This window comes from Promicromonospora sp. Populi (assembly GCF_041081105.1).
Taxonomy (GTDB): domain Bacteria; phylum Actinomycetota; class Actinomycetes; order Actinomycetales; family Cellulomonadaceae; genus Promicromonospora.
In genome coordinates this window covers 4332378-4349286 of the sequence record NZ_CP163528.1, presented here as the reverse complement: position 1 = coordinate 4349286, position 16909 = coordinate 4332378, and the positions used below count along the sequence as shown (strand labels likewise).

Below are 16909 nucleotides of genomic sequence, written 5' to 3'. Positions count from 1 at the left end.
AGTATCACGACAGCGGCTGCCGCAGGACCCTCGCTTTGCCAGACTACGCAGATGCGCGACCTCGCACTCCTTCCAAAGGCGCACCTCCACCTGCACTTCACCGGATCCATGCGGGTGCCGACCCTCGTCGACATGGCAACTGCATACGGCGTACGGCTGCCCGAGGCGCTGATCGACAACGACCCCCTGCGCCTGCCCGCCACGGAACGCGGCTGGTTCCGCTTCCAGCGCCTGTACGACGCCGCCCGCGCGTGCGTCCGCTCCGAGGCCGACATGCGCCGGCTGGTCGACGAGGCAGCGGCCGACGACGCCGCCGAGGGCTCCGGCCGGCTCGAGATCCAGGTGGACCCGACGTCCTACGCCCCGTTCGTCGGCGGCATCACGCCCGCCGTCGAGATAGTCCTCGACGCCGCCCGGGTGGCGAGCGCCGCGCACGGGATCGAGGTGGCCGTTGTCATCGCGGCGTCGCGCATGAAGCATCCGCTCGACGCGCGCACGCTCGCGCGGCTGGCCGCCCGGTACGCGGGTGACGGCGTCGGCGACGTGGTGGGCTTCGGGCTCTCCAACGACGAACGCCGCGGGGACACGTCCCAGTTCGGGCCCGCGTTCGACATCGCGCGGCGGGCGGGCCTCGCCGCCGTGCCGCACGGCGGCGAGCTGCTGGGGCCCGACCACATCAGCGAGGTCATGCGTGAGCTGGTGCCCGACCGGATCGGGCACGGCGTGCGCGCGGCCGAGGACGAGCGGGTCCTCGCGGACATCGTGGACCGCGGGGTCGCCCTCGAGGTGAACCCCGGCTCGAACATCGGCCTCGGCGTCTACAGCGAGGCGGGCGAGGTGCCGCTGCGCACCCTGGTGAACGCGGGCGCCCTCGTGGCGCTCGGCGCCGACGACCCCCTCCTGTTCGGGTCGCGGCTCGTCGACCAGTATCAGATCGCGCGGAGCGCGCACGGGTTCTCCGACGCCGAGCTCGCGGCGCTGGCGTCGTCGTCGATCCGGGCCAGCCGCGCGTCGTCGACCACCAAGGCGCGGCTGCTGGCCGGCGTCGACCAATGGCTGCTCACCCCGGACCTCACCGAGGCCCTGGAAACCCTCCCAGCAGGCGGTACTGTCACGATTGGGTGAAGATCGACCGACCAACCTTCGTGGGTTCCCGCGCGTCAGCTAGAGATACAGGGCACACACAAGGGGAAGACGTATCCTCGCGTGCGCGGCGCCGCGTCAGCCCAGATGGCGCGGCCGAGGAGGAGTCACGATGCGGGTAGTACAGGGTAGGTCGATCCAGGGCGCAAACGGGGTCGTCGGCAAGAGGGTGATGGGGACGCTCGGCGCGTTGGCGCTGACCGCGAGCCTCCTGTCCGCGTGTGGTGGTGATCAGGAGCCCCCGGCGGAGGCGGACACGACGACCACCTCTCCCACGGCGACACCCACACCTACACCCACGCCCGAGGAGCCGGAGGCGAGCCCGGAACCCAGCGCGAGCGAGTCGCAGCCAGAGGAGCCGGAGGCGAGCCCGTCGCCGTCCGACGGCACTGACGAGGGTTCCGAGGAGGGCTCCGGAGACGACGAGGGCGCCGAGGAGCCGGAAGAGCCGGAAGTTCCTGACTACATCCAGTACGGCGAGGTCAGCGATCGCGTGGGCGCACTGCAGCAGCGCCTGCAGGACCTCGGCTACTTCATCACCTCCGTCGACAACACGTACGGCGGCGAGACGCAGCAGGCCGTGTTCGCGCTGCAGAAGGCCGGCGGCCTCTACCGGGACGGTGTGGTCGGCGACCAGACGCAGGCCGCGGCGGACGACGGGGTGGTGCCGCAGGCGGAGACGTCGTCGGGCAAGGTGCTCGAGATCGACATCGACCGGCAGCTTGTGCTCGCCGTGGAGAACGGCCGGGTCGTGCGGGTCATCAACGCGTCGTCCGGCAACGGGGAGACGTACGAGGCGCTGGGCAACACCTACCGGGCGAACACGCCCCGCGGGTCGTTCGCGGTTTACCGCTCGGAGGACCGGATGTACGAGTCCGGCCTGGAGCTCGGCGAGATGTGGCGGCCCAAGTTCTTCACGGGCGGCATCGCGGTGCACGGCTCGGCGTCGGTGCCCGCGTTCCCGGCGTCGCACGGCTGCGTGCGCGTTTCGAACGGTGCGATGGACTGGATCTGGGACACCTGGGGCGCACCGGCGGGCACTCCGGTCGTCGTGTACTGACCCTTAGAGGGAGACGCCCACCAGGACGGTCTCCGGGACCAGGGTGACGCCGAAGCGGTCCCGGACCCCGTCGCGCACCGCCCGGGCCAGGGCAACGACGTCCTCGGCCCGGGCGCCGCCGCGGTTGGTCATCGCGAGCGTGTGCTTGGTCGACAGCCGCGCCGGGCTGTGCTCCCCCGCCAGGCCGAAGCCCTTGCCGAAGCCCGCCCGCTCGATGAGCCAGGCGGCGCTGGTCTTCACGAGCGTCGGGTCGATGGCGCCGAGGCTCGGGCCGGTGGTCGTCTCCGGCGCGGCGGAGCGCACCGGGTAGCGGGGGGCGTCCTCGGGCAGGTGCCGCAGCTGCTCCACGGGGATCACGGGGTTGGTGAAGAACGACCCAGAGTTCCAGCGGTCGTGGTCCGGCGCCGCACCGAAGGGCGGCCGGTCGAGCAGCATCCCCTTGCCGCCGCGCAGCCCCAGCACGGTCTCGCGGACATCCTTCATCGGCGCACGCTGCCCCACCTCGACGCCCAGCCGGCGCGCCAGCTCGCCGTAGCCCACGGGCGCAGACAGCGTGCCGAGCCGGAACTGGAACTGGACGCTCAGCACCACGTAGCGCGGCGACGGGTACCAGGGGGCGCGCGGGTCCTCGTCGCGGCCCTCGGTGTGCATGGACCGCTTGAGCAGCGACGTGCGGTACCCGAAGGCCAGCTCTCCGACGGGGAAGGTGCGCACCCGGCGCTCCGCCCGGTCCCAGGTGCGGACCAGCGAGACCACCCCGGAGAGCTCCTGCCCGTAGGCGCCGATGTTCTGCACAGGCGCGGCGCCGACGGTCCCGGGGATGCCGGACAGCGACTCGACCCCGACCCAGCCCTCGTCGACGGCGCGCTCCACGAGCTCGTCCCAGTTCTGGCCGGCGGGCGCGCTCACCACTGCACCACCGCAGGTGTCGCTCGACTCGACGACGATCCCGCTCCGGTTGTCGCGCACGACGACGCCGTCAAAACCCTCGTCAGCCACCAGCAGGTTCGAGCCGCCACCCACCACGAGCAGCGGCACACCGTCGTCGTCGGCGGTGCTTACCGCGTCGATCAGTGCGGCCTCTTCCTCCGCCTCGACGAACGAGGCTGCCGGGCCACCCACTCTGAGCGTGGTGAGGTCAGCGAGGCTGGGGGCCACCGCTTGCGCCTGGGCGGTGTCTGCCGGGTATGGGCTCACCGTGCAAGCCTATCTACCTGTCGCGTTGGTTTTGTGCACATCTTCGACATGGCGTGGGTGATGTCTGCTAGTTCTGGAACCTTTTAGTGTCCGCAGACGTGTTCTACGCCGCGAACTTGCGGCCCTGTCCTGGGCATATGCCGGTCCGCTGCCTGCACTACCTCTTCACACCGGCCGCCGTCGGCAGAGGCCGGACCGAGCGCGCCACGAGGAGACCCAGCACCATCGGGACGAGCAGCACGAGCACCGCCAGGCGGTAGCCCGTCGCGTGCGCCACGAATCCGATCAGCGGCGGCCCCACGAAGAACGCGGTGTAGGCGATGGTCGAGACCGCGGCCACCCGCATCGCTGCCCGCCGCGGCTCGTCGGACGCCGCGCTCATGCCCATCGGGAAGCCCATCGCCGCGCCGAGCCCCCACAGTCCGACGCCGACCAGGGCCAGCCACAGGACCGGGACCAGCGAGAACGTGAGCACACCCGCGAACGCCAGCGCCGCCGAGAGAACGAGCACCGGGACCCGGCCGAACCGGTCGATCGCCCGCGTCCCGGCGAGCCGAGCGGTTGTCATGGCGGTGAGGAAGACGGCGAGGCCCACGGCCCCCATCCCGTCGGACGTGCCGAAGCCGTCCACCACCGCGAGGCCCACCCAGTCGTTCGCGACACCCTCGGTGAGGGCCGCGCTGAGCACCACCAGCCCGATCGCCAGGGTCCGCGGCTCCCGCCAGGCAGCAAACAGCCCCCCGATGCCCGACGGCGGTGGGGTCAACTCGCCCGGATCGGCGCCGTCAGCGTTGCCCGCGCCGGCGTCGGGCAGTGTCGCCGTCACCGCGCGCGGGGAGAAATAGCGGACCGCCACCAGGACCGACAGGAGGGCGATCACACCCGCCCCCACGATGTGCCAGACCACGGGGACGCCCGCGGTGGCCACCAGGGCGCCGATGCCCGCGCCCAGCACGGTGCCGAAGGAGAACCCGGCGTGGAAGATCGGCATGACCGCCCGGCCGAGGCGCTGCTCCACGGCGGCGCCCTCGAGGTTCATCGCGGCGTCCCAGACCCCGGCACCCACGCCGAAGAGGATCAGACCGAGCCGGACCGCGAGGTGCTCGCCCGCCGCGACACCGAACCCGGCCACGGTGAGCCCCGCCACGAGGATGCCGGCGAACGTGACGACGGTCCGCGCGGTGCCGAACCGCTCCGCGACCAGCCCCGAGAGCGGGATCGCCGCGACCGAGCCGATGGACCCGGTGAGCAGCAGCAGGCCCATCTCCTGCTCGGAGAACGAGAGGCCGTCCCGGACGGCCGGGAGACGCGAGGCCCAGCTCGCGAAGCCGAACCCGCTGGCGGCGAAGACTACGAAGACCGCACGAGCGGCGGCGTGTGCAGTAGGCACAAAACTCCTTGTTGCGATTGAATCTCCCGACCGTAGGCCACAACCTGGGATCGGCCCAGCAGATTCCGCCCCGATGCACACCCCGATGCGAGAGAAGGAACCGCGATGACCCGCCAGACCGTACGTCCGACCCTCGCGAAGGTCGCCGAGCTGGCAGGTGTCTCCGTCTCCACCGCGTCGCTCGCCTTCTCCGGCGCGGGGCCCATCACCCCCGAGACCCGGGAGAAGGTCCTCGCGGCCGCCCGCGAGCTCGAGTACTCCGGGCCCAACCCGCTCGGGCGGCAGCTGAGGTCCGGCCGCTCCGGGATCGTGGGCGTCGTGATCGGCGACCAGCTGGGCCGGTCGTTCCGGGACCCGGTGTCCACGCAGGTGCTGCACGGCCTGGTCTCCGCGATCGGTGAGCAGGGTCTGGGCGTGCTGCTCGTCCCGGGGACGCGGCAGGGTGCCACTGCGCAGTCCGTCGGGCTCGCTGCCGAGGCGGGGCTGCCGGCCGCCGTCGACCCGCTGGTCGAGGCCGCCGCGATGGACGTCGCGGTGCTGGTGTGGGGCACCCTGAAGGACGACCCGAACCTCGCCGCGCTGCAGCGCCGGGGGGTACCCGTCGTGATCGGCGAGGGGCAGAACGTGCCCGGCGTGCCCGTGGTCGGCGTCGACGACCGGCACGGCGCCGCCGAGGCGGTACGCCTCCTCGTCGAGCTAGGACACACGCGGATCGCGGAGATCACGCTGCCCTTCGGGCGGGACGAGCGGTCGGGGCCGGTCGACGCCGCCCGGCTCGCCGCCGCCGAGCGCACCCCCACCCGCAACCGCCTGGCCGGGGTGCGGGACGTCGTCGAGCCGGTCATCTCCTGGGAGACGCCGGCCTCGCTCGTGGAGCACGGGCGGGACGCGGCCACCGAGATCCTGTCCGAGTGGGCACCGGCCCGCGACCGTCCGACGGCGATCGTCGCCCACTCCGACCTGCTCGCGGCGGGCGCCGTGATCGCCGCGCGCGAGCTCGGCCTGCGCGTGCCGGAGGACGTCTCAGTGGCCGGGTTCGACGGCCTCGACCTGCCGTGGCTCTCCCCCGACGTGCTCACCAGCGTGCACCAGCCGCTCGTCGAGAAGGGCCGGGCGCTCGGCCTGGCCGTCGTCGCGCTCCTGGCCGGCGAGGAGCCGGAATCAGTCCTCCTCCCGGTAACCCTGGTAGAGGGCACAACAACAGGCCCGGTCCCGGACCTGGACTGACCGATTGGTTGTGGGCGCGATCGTTGCTGCCGATTGCCCGTTTTAGGCGCAACGATCACGCCCACAACCAAGTCGGTGGGTTACGGGCGGAGGGTGGGTTGCGGGAGGTAGACCTCGCCGCCTGACGCGCGGAACTCGGCCGACTTTTCGGCCATGCCTGCCGCGGCCGCCTCGGCTACGTCGCCCGCGAGCGCCTGTTGGGCCTTGGCGCCGCCGAACTCGTCGCGGATGTCCTGCGAGATGCGCATCGAGCAGAACTTGGGGCCGCACATCGAGCAGAAGTGCGCGGTCTTGGCGGCCTCGGCCGGGAGGGTCTCGTCGTGGTACTGCTCGGCGAGCTCCGGGTCGAGCGACAGGTTGAACTGGTCCCGCCAGCGGAACTCGAAGCGGGCCTTGGACAGGGCGTCGTCCCTTGTCCGGGCGCCTGGGTGGCCCTTGGCGACGTCGGCCGCGTGCGCGGCGATCTTGTAGGTGACGACGCCGGTACGCACGTCGTCCCGGTCAGGCAGGCCGAGGTGCTCCTTGGGCGTGACGTAGCAGAGCATCGCGGTGCCGTACCGGGCGATCTCGGTGGCGCCGATGGCGGAGGTGATGTGGTCGTACCCGGGCGCGATGTCGGTCACCAGCGGGCCGAGCGTGTAGAACGGGGCGCCGTCGCAGAGCTCCTGCTGCCGCTCCACGTTCTCGCGCACCAGGTGGAACGGGATGTGGCCCGGCCCCTCGACCATCACCTGGACGTCGTACTCCCACGCCCGCTTGGTCAGCTCGGCGAGCGTGTCGAGCTCGGCGAACTGGGCGGCATCGTTCGCGTCCGCGAGCGAACCCGGCCGCAGGCCGTCACCCAGGGAGAACGCGACGTCGTACGCGGCGAAGATCTCGCAGAGCTCGTCGAAGTGCGTGTACAGGAAGTTCTCCTGGTGGTGCGCCAGGCACCAGCCCGCGAGGATCGACCCGCCGCGGCTCACGATCCCCGTCACGCGGTCGGCGGTGAGCGGCACGTACCGCAGCAGCACGCCCGCGTGCACGGTCATGTAGTCGACGCCCTGCTCGCACTGCTCGATCACGGTGTCCCGGTAGACCTCCCAGGTCAGCGCGCTCGCGTCGCCGTTCACCTTCTCGAGGGCCTGGTAGATCGGCACGGTGCCGATGGGTACCGGCGAGTTGCGCAGCAGCCACTCGCGGGTGGTGTGGATGTCGTCCCCGGTGGAGAGGTCCATGACCGTGTCGGCGCCCCACTTCGTGGCCCACTCGAGCTTTTCCACCTCCTCCGCGATCGAGCTGTGGACGGCCGAGTTCCCGATGTTCGCGTTGATCTTCACCAGGAACGCCTTGCCGATGATCATCGGTTCCGACTCCGGGTGGTTCACGTTGTTCGGGATGATCGCCCGGCCTGCCGCGACCTCGCTGCGCACCAGCTCGACGTCGCAGTCCTCGCGCAGCGCGACGAACCGCATCTCCGGCGTGATGACGCCCTGGCGCGCGTAGTGCATCTGGGTGACGGTCCGGCCGGGGACGGCCCGGCGGGGTCGACGTCGTTCTCCCCGCCACTCCTGGGTCGCCGCGCCCCGGCGCAGGGCGCTGCGCCCGTCGTCGGCCAGGGCTCGACGGCGGCCGTCGTACTCCTCGGTATCTCCCCGTGCCACGACCCAGGGTTCGCGGGCCGGCGGGAGGCCGCGGACCGGGTCGGACCCGGGGCCTTGTGTGCGGTAGACCCGAACCGGCTCGTTCGGGGTGCCGTCGGGCGACGACGCCAACGTGATCTCGGTGACCGGCACCCGCAGGGCGACATCGTCGTGCTTGTTCTCGTGCTCGAAGGCGAGCGTGCGGGACTGGGTGTTCTCCATCATGAGACTCCTGCTTCCTACGCCGGTGTTAACCGGACAGGTTCAACGGTCCCGGGCCGTCAGCCCGATCTCAGCCCCTGCGTGGGGCACCCGTGGGATCGCCGCCGACGTTAGCACCACATACGACTTTCCTTCTGCGCTGTCCCCTCACCGTGATAGGCAGACCCCGACGGCTCGCTCACCCCAGCAGGGAGCCCGGGACATGGAGGCTGGAATGCCGGTACGGAACAAGCTGCGAACTAGGGCGTTCGCATTGGCTGCGACGGGAGCGCTCGTGGTCCAAGCAGGGATTGTTGCGGGTGCGGTGTCGGCGGCGGGGGCGCCTGAGGTGACCCCTGCGGCGTCGGACAACCAGATCACTCTGACCACCTGGGAAGGGCGCCGGGACCTGCTCAAGGGCGAACGCGACGAGCTCCGGTTCGACGTCTACGGCGGGCTCTTCCTGGCCCGCGGCGGCGACCTCGTTGACTACACCGACCCGTTCGGCGACGGCACGCCCGTCACCTACGAGACCGGGACTTGGACCTCACCCGTCGTCGAGGCCGGGTACCCGATCAAGCAGGCCGTTCCCTCCTGGAACGTTGATACCCCCACTGGCACCTGGGTCGAGGTGGAGTTCCGCGGCCGCAAGGCTGACGGGACCTGGACCAAGTGGTTCGTGATGGGCCGCTGGGCGTCGGGCGACGAGTTCGCGCCCGCCGACGGCAGCGTCGGCGACATCCACCGCACCTCCTTGAACGGCCAGGGCGACACCGACGCTGCCCTGTTCACCGACACGTTCGTCTCGAGGGCCGGCTTCGAGCCGGACGCGTACCAGACCCGGGCCAGGCTGTACCGGCCCGAGGGCGCCCGGACCTCGCCGCGCCTGTCCTCGGTGAGCACCATGATCAGCGAGATCCTGCCCGACGAGCACTACACGGGCACCAGCGACTTCACGCTCGGGCGAGAGGTCGAGCTCGACGTGCCGCGGTTCAGCCAGCTCATCCACATCGGCGAGTACCCCGAGTTCGGGGGCGGCGGCCAGGTGTGGTGCTCGCCGACGTCGTCCTCGATGGTCATCTACTCGTACGGGCGCGAGGTGCCGGCCGAGGAGCTGGAGGACATCGAGGCGCCGAACGGCGACCCGCAGGTCGACTACGCCGCGATAAAGACGTGGGACTACACGTACGAGGGCGCTGGCAACTGGCCGTTCAACACCGCGTACGCGAGCACGTTCGGGCTGGACAGCTTCGTGACCCGCCTGCGCTCCCTCGCGGAGGCGGAGCGGTTCATCGCTGCCGGTATCCCGCTGACCTTCTCCCTCAACTTCGACGAGGAGGAGATGCCCGAGGCCGGTTACAGCACCCCGGGGCACCTCCTCGTGCTGGTCGGGTTCACCGCGGACGGTGACCCGATCATCAACGACCCGAACAAGGCCAGCAACGAGGCCGTGCGCCAGGTCTACACGCGGGAGAACTTCGAGCGCGTCTGGCAGACGTCGACGGACGGCATCGCGTACGTCTTCCACCCGAAGAACGTGAAGCTGCCGGCCAACGTCCCGGGAGTCACCAAGAACTGGTGACCCCCAGCAGTAACTGAGTGCGGGCTTCTTGTTGGGTCGGCTGCGGCTGACCCAACAAGAAGCCCGCACTCGGTTACGAGGATTAGCGGCGGGAGACCTGCTTTGGTTCCGACGTGTACGACGCCGACGTGTAGCCATCGGCCGAGACCGTCACCTGGACCGCGAGCTCCGTGCCGCGGTCGCGGCCGGTCACCAGGTACCGGGAGCCGGTCGCGTAGGGCACCAGCTCGCCGTCGCGCAGCCACCGGTAGGCCACGTCGACGTCGTCCGGGAGGTAGGTCCCGGGCTTCGCCGTCAGGACCTGCCCCGGCCTGGCACTGCCCTTGATCGACGGCCCCGTCACGTCCGCCACCACCGGGTCGCTGAGCTCGACGTCGGCCGCCTTGACGAACACGTACCGGTGCGCCAGCCACAGCTGGTAGTAGAGGTCCTCGCCGCGCACCAACTTGCGGTTCGGTCCGGAGCCGTCGAACGAGGCGGCCCGGTAGTAGTCGGCGGCCACGGCGTCGTCCGCCACGGCGTACGTCTGGCCTACGCCGACCTGGTACTCGATGGGCGTGACCGGCTGGACCGGCACACCCGGGTACGCCTCGTACGCCGCTACCTCCGGGTAGGCCCGGCCGTAGACCGGCGCCGGGGCGTCACCCGCGACGGTGACGGTCTTCGCCGTCGCGGGCACCACCACCGGCCGGTCGGCCGGGTTGTGCAGCCAGGCCAGGGACCCGGCCCACCACACACCCAGCCAGTCGCCCTCGACCTGGTCCACGACGAGCTTGTGCCCGGACTGCACGCGTGCGCTGATGTCGCTCGCGTAGGTGGTGCCGGCCGAACCGTCCGGCTTCCAGCCCGGGTCCTTCGCCAGCGGCGCGTCGGTCGACGGCGACTGGTACAGGTAGCGGAAGTTCGTGCCCGCGCCCACCACGCACTCGCCGGAGCCAGGCGACGCCTGCTGGCAGCCCGTCACCGTGTTCGGGTTGTCGGCATACCCGGTGCGTACCTCTACGACGTCGCCCGGCTGGACGTTCGTCGTCGTCTCCAGGTCGCCGCCGATGGGCGCGCCGAGCAGCTCGAAGTAGTGGTCCCAGTCCCAGTAGGGGCCCGGGTCCCAGTGCACGTTCTTGGTGAATCCGGGCAGGATGCCCGGCACCTGGTCGTGGCCGATGATGTGCGCCCGGTCGAGCGGGATGCCGTGCTCCGCCGCGAGGTACCGCACCAGCTTGGCCGACGACTGGTACATCGCCTCCGTGTACCAGGCACCCGAGCCCGCCCAGCCCTCGTGCTCCAGGCCGATGGAGTGCATGTTCAGGAACCAGTTGCCTGCGTGCCAACCCATGTCGGCCGGGTCGAGGTGGTTCGCGACGTGCCCGTCCGAGGACCGCAGCGTGTAGTTCCACGCCAGGTAGGACTGGTCCAGCACCAGGTTGACCGAGGGCTGGTAGGCGGTCTCGGTGTCGTGGATCAGGATGTAGTCGAGCGACGGACCGCCCGGGCCGGTGCGGTCGGCCTGGTCGTGGTTGCCGTAGCTCCCCGTGTTGTCCGGGAGGTCCGGCGAGTCCTTCTCGTACGGGGCGGGGAGCCACTCGCAGCCGAGGTCGTCGGGGCAGTCGGCGGCCGGGTCACTGGTGGTCGCGGCCTCGGGCACGACGACGTCCTGGTTGCCCGTGAGGATGACCGCGCCGTCCTCGGGGGTCGTGTTCCCGGCGCCTTCGCGCAGGGTCCGGTAGACGCTCGTCGCGAAGCCCTCGATGTCGCTCATACGGGACACTGCGTTCTCCCAGTTCGCCAGGCTGTCCGACGTCGTCGCGGCAGCGGCGGCGTCCGTCGCGCCGTCGCGCACTGCCTGCTCCTGGTAGGACGCGAGCAGGGCCGCGCCACCACACACGTTGGCCTGGGCGTCGGACTTGAGGGTGGCCTCGTCGAGGCCGGTGAGTGCCGCCGCCCGGGTGAGCTCGGGGGTGCCTTCGCGGGCCGGCCCCTCCTTGTCGTTGACGGCGGACAGCGGCAGGCCGCCACCGTGCGCGTGACCGAGCCCGTGACCACCCGCGAGGTTGAACACGCCGTAGCCGCCGTCGGCGCTGGCCTGGCCGGCGTGCTGGTCCCAGCGGGACTCCAGGTAGGAGACGGCCTTGAGCAGGTCCTCCGGCACCCCGGTGACCTGGGCCGCCGCGGTGAACGCCTCGTCGAGCGAGCCGGCGGCGGCGACGGGTGCGCACGCGACAACAGCGTCGTCGAGCGCGATCTCCGTGGGAGCCGCAGCGGCCGCCGAGAGGGGGATGAGTGGAAAGAACACTCCGGCCGCCATGGCCAGGGCTGTGATGCGTCGTCGGGACGTCACGCAGAGATCCTCTCGTTGACTCCGAAAAACCTGGACGAGAGCATCACACCCGATCCGAGCCCGCTTGAGAAGCAAACTAAGGTGAATAGCAGTCGTGGTCAGAGGCGGACGAGCGCCTGGGTGCGGCCCAGGACCTTGGCTCCGTCGACCGTGACGGTGAGGTCGACGCGGACCGTGCCGGCGTCGGCGTCGATCACCCCGACCTTGCCCGTGACCTCGATCGACGCGGCACCGGGATTGGGTACCTCGACGGGCTTGGTAAACCGCGTCTGGTAGTCGACGACGGCGCCCGGGTCACCCGCCCAGTCCGTGACCAGTCCGACGACGGTGCCCATGCTGAGCATGCCGTGCGCGATGACGCCGGGCAGACCCGCACCCTGGGCGAACTTGTCGTTCCAGTGGATCGGGTTGAAGTCGCCGCTGGCGCCCGCGTACCGGACGAGGGCCGCGCGGTCGAAGGTGACCGTGCGCGTGCCGATCACGTCGCCGACCGCGAGGGCCGCGATGTCGGGGCGGCTCATGCTTCCTCGCCTCTTATCGCGAGCGTGGAGGTGACGGTGGCTATCGGCTCGCCGGGGCCGTCGGCCTCCGGGGACGGCACCTCGACGCTCTCGGGCACCGCGTAGATCTCGCAGCGGGTAGTCACCATGCTGATGGGGCCGCGCGTGACGACCCGGTCCACGTGCAGCACCGTCGTGAGCTCGTCGCCGGCGACGATCGGGCGGTGGTGCGTGAAGCGCTCGTCGGCGTGCACCACGCGCGAGAAGTCGATCTGGGCCTCGGGGTCGCTGATGTACTGCGACTCGGCGCGCTGCGCCACGACCACGGCGAACGTGGGCGGGGCGACCAGGTCGGAATAGCCGACACCCCGCGCCGCCACGAGATCGTGGTGCGCGGGGTGGGTAGCACCGACAGCAGCGGCGAACTCGCGGATCTTCTCGCGACCTACCGAGTAGGGGGCGTTGGCCGGGTAGACCCGGCCCTCGAAGTCAGCGTTCGCCACGTCTGCGTGAGCTAACTACGAGACTCAGCGAGTCTCGCGGTGCGACGTGTGCTTGCCGCAGCGCGGGCAGAACTTCGCCAGCTCCAGGCGGTCAGGGTCGTTACGACGGTTCTTCTTCGTGATGTAGTTCCGCTCCTTGCAGTCCACGCATGCGAGCGTGATCTTCGGGCGGACATCCGCACTCTTGCTTGCCATGGCTCTCACCTCCGCGCCTCAGAGGGAGAGGCGCCATGTGTCTTCTCGTCGTCCGGCATAGCGACGCCGAACGGATTTACTTGCTTGGTAGCGAGGGCGGGGCTCGAACCCGCGACCTCACGATTATGAGTCGTGCGCTCTGACCAGCTGAGCTACCCCGCCGCGCGTGACTGAACGCGAGGCCGTCCAACGGACGACCTCGCGTCGATCACAGAGCCCCGAAAGGGAATCGAACCCTTGACCTTCTCCTTACCATGGAGACGCTCTACCGACTGAGCTATCGGGGCAGCGAGGAAGACTCTACATGGCCTCCGGCCTGGCGTGAAATCGAATCTGGTGTGAGTTGCGCCGCCTCGGGCGTGCGCCGGGCCAGTCCTCGGCGATCCGGGCCGTCCAGCCAGCAAAGAAGTAGGGCGTGACCAGCGTTTTCGCTGGTCACGCCCTGTTTTACTCACGTGGCTGGTGAGGGATTCGAACCCCCGAAGGCTGAGCCGTCTGATTTACAGTCAGATCCCTTTGGCCGCTCGGGCAACCAGCCGTGAACGGAGCCAACCATAGCCTCCAACCAGCCCCCGCGAGAAATCGAAAAGCTGCCCCCGCGGGTGACGAGCCCCACAGGGCCCGCCGAGCCCCGGAACCCCGCGCGCGACCTATCGTGACGCAGTGACACAACACCAGGATCGCTGGGGTCTGCCCCTCGGTGTCGGCGCCTATCTGCTCTGGGGCGCGATGCCCCTGTTCTTCCCCCTGCTCCGACCGGCCGGCGCGCTGGAGATCGTCGCCAACCGGGTGCTGTGGAGCCTCGTGTTCTGCGTCATCGTCCTCGCCGTAGTCCGGCAGCTCGGGGAATTCCGGGACGTACTGCGCTCGCCCCGCACCCTCGGCACCCTGTCCATCGCGGCGGTCCTGATCGTCGTGAACTGGGTGGTCTACGTCTACGCGGTGCTCTCCGACCGTGTGCTCGACGCCGCCCTCGGCTACTTCATCAACCCGATCGTCACGGTGCTGCTCGGCGTGCTGGTCCTGCACGAACGGCTACGCCCCGTGCAGTGGGTGGCGCTGGGCTTCGGCGTCGCCTCCGTCGTCGTGCTGTCGACCGGGCTCGGCGGACTGCCCTGGATCTCGCTGTGCCTGGCCGTCTCGTTCGGCCTCTACGGGCTGGTGAAGAACCGCGTGGGCCGCACCGTCACCGCCCTGCCCGGCCTCGCGGTCGAGACGGTTGTCGTGGCCCCGTTCGCCATCGCCTACCTCGTGTGGCTCGGCGACGCCGGGACGTTCACCGGGAACGGCGTCGGGCATGCGCTGCTGCTCGCAGCGTCGGGTGTGGTGACCGCCATGCCGCTGCTCCTGTTCGGTGCCGCCGCGCGGCGACTACCTCTGTCCGTGATCGGGATGCTGCAGTACCTCGCGCCGGTGCTGCAGTTCCTGGTGGGGCTGCTCGTCTTCGGGGAGCACATGCCGCCGGCCCGCTGGGCCGGGTTCGCCCTGGTCTGGGCGGCGCTCGCACTGCTCACCTTCGACGGCATCCGCCAGAGCAGACGTTCACCTCGCCCAGGCCTGGACTAGCCGACGACGAGAACCGGACCAGCCTCAGAACTGGCCCGGGATCTGGCGGGTTGCCACGTTGACCCGGTTGAACAGGTTCGTCATCGAGATGTGCAGCACCAGGACGCCCAGCGCCTGCTCGTCGTAGTGCTCCGCGGCGCGCGCCCAGACGTCGTCGGGCACCCGGTCGGACTGGTCGGCGATCCGGGTCACGGCTTCCGCGAGCTCGAGCGCGGCGGCCTCCGCCTCGCTGAAGAGGGGCGACTCCCGGAAGGTCGCCACGGCCGCGAGCCGGTCGATCGGCTCCCCGGCCTTCTGCATGGCCCGCACACCAAAGTCCACGCACCAGGCGCACCCGTTGATCTGGCTGGTGCGCAGATGCGTGAGCTCCAGCGTGCGGTCGGGCACACCCTGACCCCTGGTGAGCTGCCCGATCCCGGTGAGAGCCTTCAGCCCGCCGTCCACCAGCAGCGCGGGGTTCTTCGTGCGAGCGGTGAGGGTCCGCAGGGTCGGCGTCGCCGACGGCGTGTAGCCGTGCTCCTTGGCCATGTCCTGGACAGTGGTCTCGGTAGTCATCGCTGGTCCTCTCGTCGTGGCCGGAGGTCCGGCCCATCGCATCGGCGCTCTGCGCGCCGTCATCCCCTCGACGATCCCGAGACCCCGGATGTGACAGACCCCGCCGCGAACAGGCAGCACCGCCAGCGGCGAGCGCCTCTGCGGGCAAAGCCGGCCAGGACCTCGGGTTGCTGTGAGTAGACATCGTCTACTCGCAGCAACCCACCCCGCCCGCGTATGCCTTAAGTCCCCTGCTCCCCCGCGCGTACCCCGGCCGGCCGGGCCAGCGCGGCGGCCAGCTCCTCGGCCACACCATCGGCATCGTGATGCCCGACGACGGCGTCCGCGCGCGCCAGCACGTCCCCGTGCGCATTGGCGACGGCGATGCCACGGCCGGCCCAGGTGAGCATCGGCAGGTCGTTGGGCATGTCGCCGAAGGCCCAGACGTCGGCGGCGTCGACACCGAGGCGTGTGCACCACCGGGCCAGCGCGGCGGCCTTGTCGACGCCAGGCGGCATGAGCTCGGCCAGGCCGACGGCGCCCGAGTACGCCAGCTGCGCGTGCACCCCCACGGCGCCCCGCACCGCGGCGAAGAACAGCTCCTGCGCGAGCCGCATCTCCTCCGGCGGGTCCGAGAACACGCCCGGCGGGGGCACGTGCGCGGGATCGAGCGCGAGGATCTTGGACACCGGGCCGCGAGCGCCGAGCGTGTCCTCGACCGGTATCGACCAGAGGCCGGGGTCGAGGGCCGGCTCCCGGTTCGGGTAGTGCGGGTCGAACACGACGCCGCCGGGTCGCTCGAAGGCGAGCGCGGCGTGGGGCAGTGCCGTCCGGATGCCGTCCACGACGGAGCGCGCGGCGTCGTCGTCGAACCCGCAGGTCTCCAGGGTCTCGCCCGAGGCGAGGTCGAGCACGCAGGCTCCGCCGATGCAGATCACGCGACCGTGGCCGCCCACCGTGTCGGCGAGGTGGGTGAGCCAGCGTGGTGGGCGGGCGGTCACGAAGACCACTTCGACGCCCGCCGCGTCGAGGTCCGCGAGGACCTGCCGGGTGCGGTCGGAGACCTTGCCGTCGCTGCGCAGCAGCGTGCCGTCCAGGTCGGTGGCGACCACGCGCGGCAGGTGGGTCAAGCCGGCGTCCCTGTTGATGCCGGGAGGGTACGCACCCCGGCGGCGGGCAGGACGATCCCGTCGATGTTCGCGACGAGGAACTCGCGGTCGACGGGCTTGCCCAGCATGAGCAGCCGGTACGCAACCATCGCGGGGCCGATCATGCAGAGGTTCTCGATGTCGACGTCGGGCGGGATCTCGCCACGGTCGATCGCCCGCTGGAACAGGATGCGGTTGGCCGATGCGCGCGGCTCGACGAGGGCCTCGCGCGCGGCGACGGCGAGCTCGGGGCTGCGGGCGATCATGGACACGATCCCGGCGATCACCTTGAGCTTGCGCTCCGCGGCGCGGATGCTCGGCGTCCTGATCATCGCGATGAGGTCGCCGCGCAGGGTGCCGGTGTCCGGGAGGGCGTCGAGGTCAAGATCGGCCGACTTCATGCATGCGACGGCGTCGAGCACGAGGTCGGACTTGGACGACCACCGGCGGTAGAGCGTCGCCTTACCCGCCTTGGCGCGCGCGGCGACCATGTCGATGGTCATTCCGTCGTAGCCGGTCTCCGACAGGACCTCGAGCGCGGCTTCCAGGATCTCGGGATCGCGGGTGTGGTCCCTCTTGCGGCCGAGCCGGGGTTTGGCCTCGACCTGCTCGATCTGCGTCATCGCTGTCGCCTCCTTGGTCCAGCTCGACCTTACCGTCAGGTGAATTATTGAACCAGCCGTATCCGGAACTCGCCAGTTCCGTA

At 70.6% G+C, this 16909-nt stretch carries 15 protein-coding genes, 3 tRNA genes and 1 riboswitch; of the genes, 5 read left to right on the top strand and 13 right to left on the bottom strand.

The window, feature by feature from the left end; translation table 11 throughout:
- Positions 1 to 51 precede the first annotated feature (51 nt).
- Together AB1046_RS19680 and AB1046_RS19675 are read left to right on the top strand one after the other, a co-directional pair.
- The gene (locus AB1046_RS19680; RefSeq protein ID WP_369370979.1) at positions 52 to 1125 is read left to right on the top strand and encodes an adenosine deaminase; all 1074 of its coding nucleotides are present in this window, start codon (positions 52 to 54) and stop codon (positions 1123 to 1125) included.
- A gap of 130 nt (positions 1126 to 1255) precedes the next feature.
- Complete coding sequence (locus AB1046_RS19675; RefSeq protein ID WP_369370978.1) at positions 1256 to 2203, top strand: L,D-transpeptidase family protein; 948 nt, start codon at positions 1256 to 1258, stop codon at positions 2201 to 2203.
- A gap of 3 nt (positions 2204 to 2206) precedes the next feature.
- Here AB1046_RS19675 and AB1046_RS19670 read toward each other — a convergent pair whose 3' ends face one another.
- Together AB1046_RS19670 and AB1046_RS19665 are read right to left on the bottom strand one after the other, a co-directional pair.
- Complete coding sequence (locus AB1046_RS19670; RefSeq protein WP_369370977.1) at positions 2207 to 3400, bottom strand: UDP-N-acetylmuramate dehydrogenase; 1194 nt, start codon at positions 3398 to 3400, stop codon at positions 2207 to 2209.
- 157 nt (positions 3401 to 3557) lie between these two features.
- Positions 3558 to 4790 carry an MFS transporter gene (locus tag AB1046_RS19665; protein WP_369370976.1) on the bottom strand — a complete coding sequence of 411 codons (1233 nt, stop codon included), beginning with the start codon at positions 4788 to 4790 and terminating at the stop codon, positions 3558 to 3560.
- A gap of 105 nt (positions 4791 to 4895) precedes the next feature.
- Between AB1046_RS19665 and AB1046_RS19660 the strand changes: the two genes are divergently transcribed.
- Positions 4896 to 6017, top strand: a complete 1122-nt coding sequence (locus AB1046_RS19660; RefSeq protein ID WP_369370975.1) for a LacI family DNA-binding transcriptional regulator — start codon at positions 4896 to 4898, stop codon at positions 6015 to 6017.
- An 80-nt stretch (positions 6018 to 6097) separates the two neighbouring features.
- Here AB1046_RS19660 and thiC read toward each other — a convergent pair whose 3' ends face one another.
- On the bottom strand, positions 6098 to 7864 hold the full coding sequence (gene thiC / locus AB1046_RS19655; protein ID WP_369370974.1) for a phosphomethylpyrimidine synthase ThiC: 1767 nt from the start codon (positions 7862 to 7864) through the stop codon (positions 6098 to 6100).
- A riboswitch (TPP riboswitch) is annotated at positions 7859 to 7963 on the bottom strand. (Overlaps the previous gene by 6 nt.)
- A 172-nt stretch (positions 7964 to 8135) precedes the next feature.
- Here thiC and AB1046_RS19650 point away from each other — a divergent pair.
- Positions 8136 to 9422, top strand: coding sequence for a C39 family peptidase (locus AB1046_RS19650; protein ID WP_369370973.1), 1287 nt, complete (start codon positions 8136 to 8138; stop codon positions 9420 to 9422).
- A gap of 82 nt (positions 9423 to 9504) precedes the next feature.
- Here AB1046_RS19650 and AB1046_RS19645 read toward each other — a convergent pair whose 3' ends face one another.
- From AB1046_RS19645 to AB1046_RS19615, 7 genes are all read right to left on the bottom strand, one after another.
- On the bottom strand, positions 9505 to 11757 hold the full coding sequence (locus AB1046_RS19645) for an N-acetylmuramoyl-L-alanine amidase (RefSeq protein ID WP_369370972.1): 2253 nt from the start codon (positions 11755 to 11757) through the stop codon (positions 9505 to 9507).
- A 98-nt stretch (positions 11758 to 11855) separates the two neighbouring features.
- A complete protein-coding gene (locus tag AB1046_RS19640; RefSeq protein ID WP_369370971.1) occupies positions 11856 to 12278 on the bottom strand; it encodes a MaoC family dehydratase in 423 nt (140 codons plus the stop codon).
- Positions 12275 to 12760: a MaoC family dehydratase N-terminal domain-containing protein gene (locus AB1046_RS19635; protein ID WP_369370970.1), complete on the bottom strand. Its 486-nt coding sequence runs from the start codon at positions 12758 to 12760 to the stop codon at positions 12275 to 12277. The genes AB1046_RS19640 and AB1046_RS19635 overlap by 4 nt, the downstream gene beginning before the upstream one ends.
- A gap of 24 nt (positions 12761 to 12784) precedes the next feature.
- The gene (gene rpmG, locus AB1046_RS19630) at positions 12785 to 12955 is read right to left on the bottom strand and encodes a 50S ribosomal protein L33 (RefSeq protein ID WP_013837798.1); all 171 of its coding nucleotides are present in this window, start codon (positions 12953 to 12955) and stop codon (positions 12785 to 12787) included.
- Between the two features lie 85 nt (positions 12956 to 13040).
- Positions 13041 to 13117: transfer RNA gene (locus AB1046_RS19625), tRNA-Met, on the bottom strand.
- A 52-nt stretch (positions 13118 to 13169) separates the two neighbouring features.
- A tRNA-Thr gene (locus AB1046_RS19620) sits at positions 13170 to 13242 on the bottom strand.
- 169 nt (positions 13243 to 13411) lie between these two features.
- Positions 13412 to 13493: transfer RNA gene (locus tag AB1046_RS19615), tRNA-Tyr, on the bottom strand.
- A gap of 125 nt (positions 13494 to 13618) precedes the next feature.
- Between AB1046_RS19615 and rarD the strand changes: the two genes are divergently transcribed.
- The gene (gene rarD, locus AB1046_RS19610) at positions 13619 to 14521 is read left to right on the top strand and encodes an EamA family transporter RarD (RefSeq protein WP_369370969.1); all 903 of its coding nucleotides are present in this window, start codon (positions 13619 to 13621) and stop codon (positions 14519 to 14521) included.
- Positions 14522 to 14545: 24 nt separating this feature from the next.
- On the opposite strand, the gene AB1046_RS19605 is transcribed toward rarD, so the two are convergent.
- The 3 genes from AB1046_RS19605 to AB1046_RS19595 form a co-directional block, all read right to left on the bottom strand.
- Complete coding sequence (locus AB1046_RS19605) at positions 14546 to 15076, bottom strand: carboxymuconolactone decarboxylase family protein (RefSeq protein WP_369370968.1); 531 nt, start codon at positions 15074 to 15076, stop codon at positions 14546 to 14548.
- Between the two features lie 221 nt (positions 15077 to 15297).
- Positions 15298 to 16185, bottom strand: coding sequence for an HAD family hydrolase (locus tag AB1046_RS19600; RefSeq protein ID WP_369370967.1), 888 nt, complete (start codon positions 16183 to 16185; stop codon positions 15298 to 15300).
- Positions 16182 to 16826: a TetR/AcrR family transcriptional regulator gene (locus AB1046_RS19595; protein WP_369370966.1), complete on the bottom strand. Its 645-nt coding sequence runs from the start codon at positions 16824 to 16826 to the stop codon at positions 16182 to 16184. Before AB1046_RS19595 ends, AB1046_RS19600 begins: the two co-directional genes overlap by 4 nt.
- Positions 16827 to 16909 lie beyond the last annotated feature (83 nt).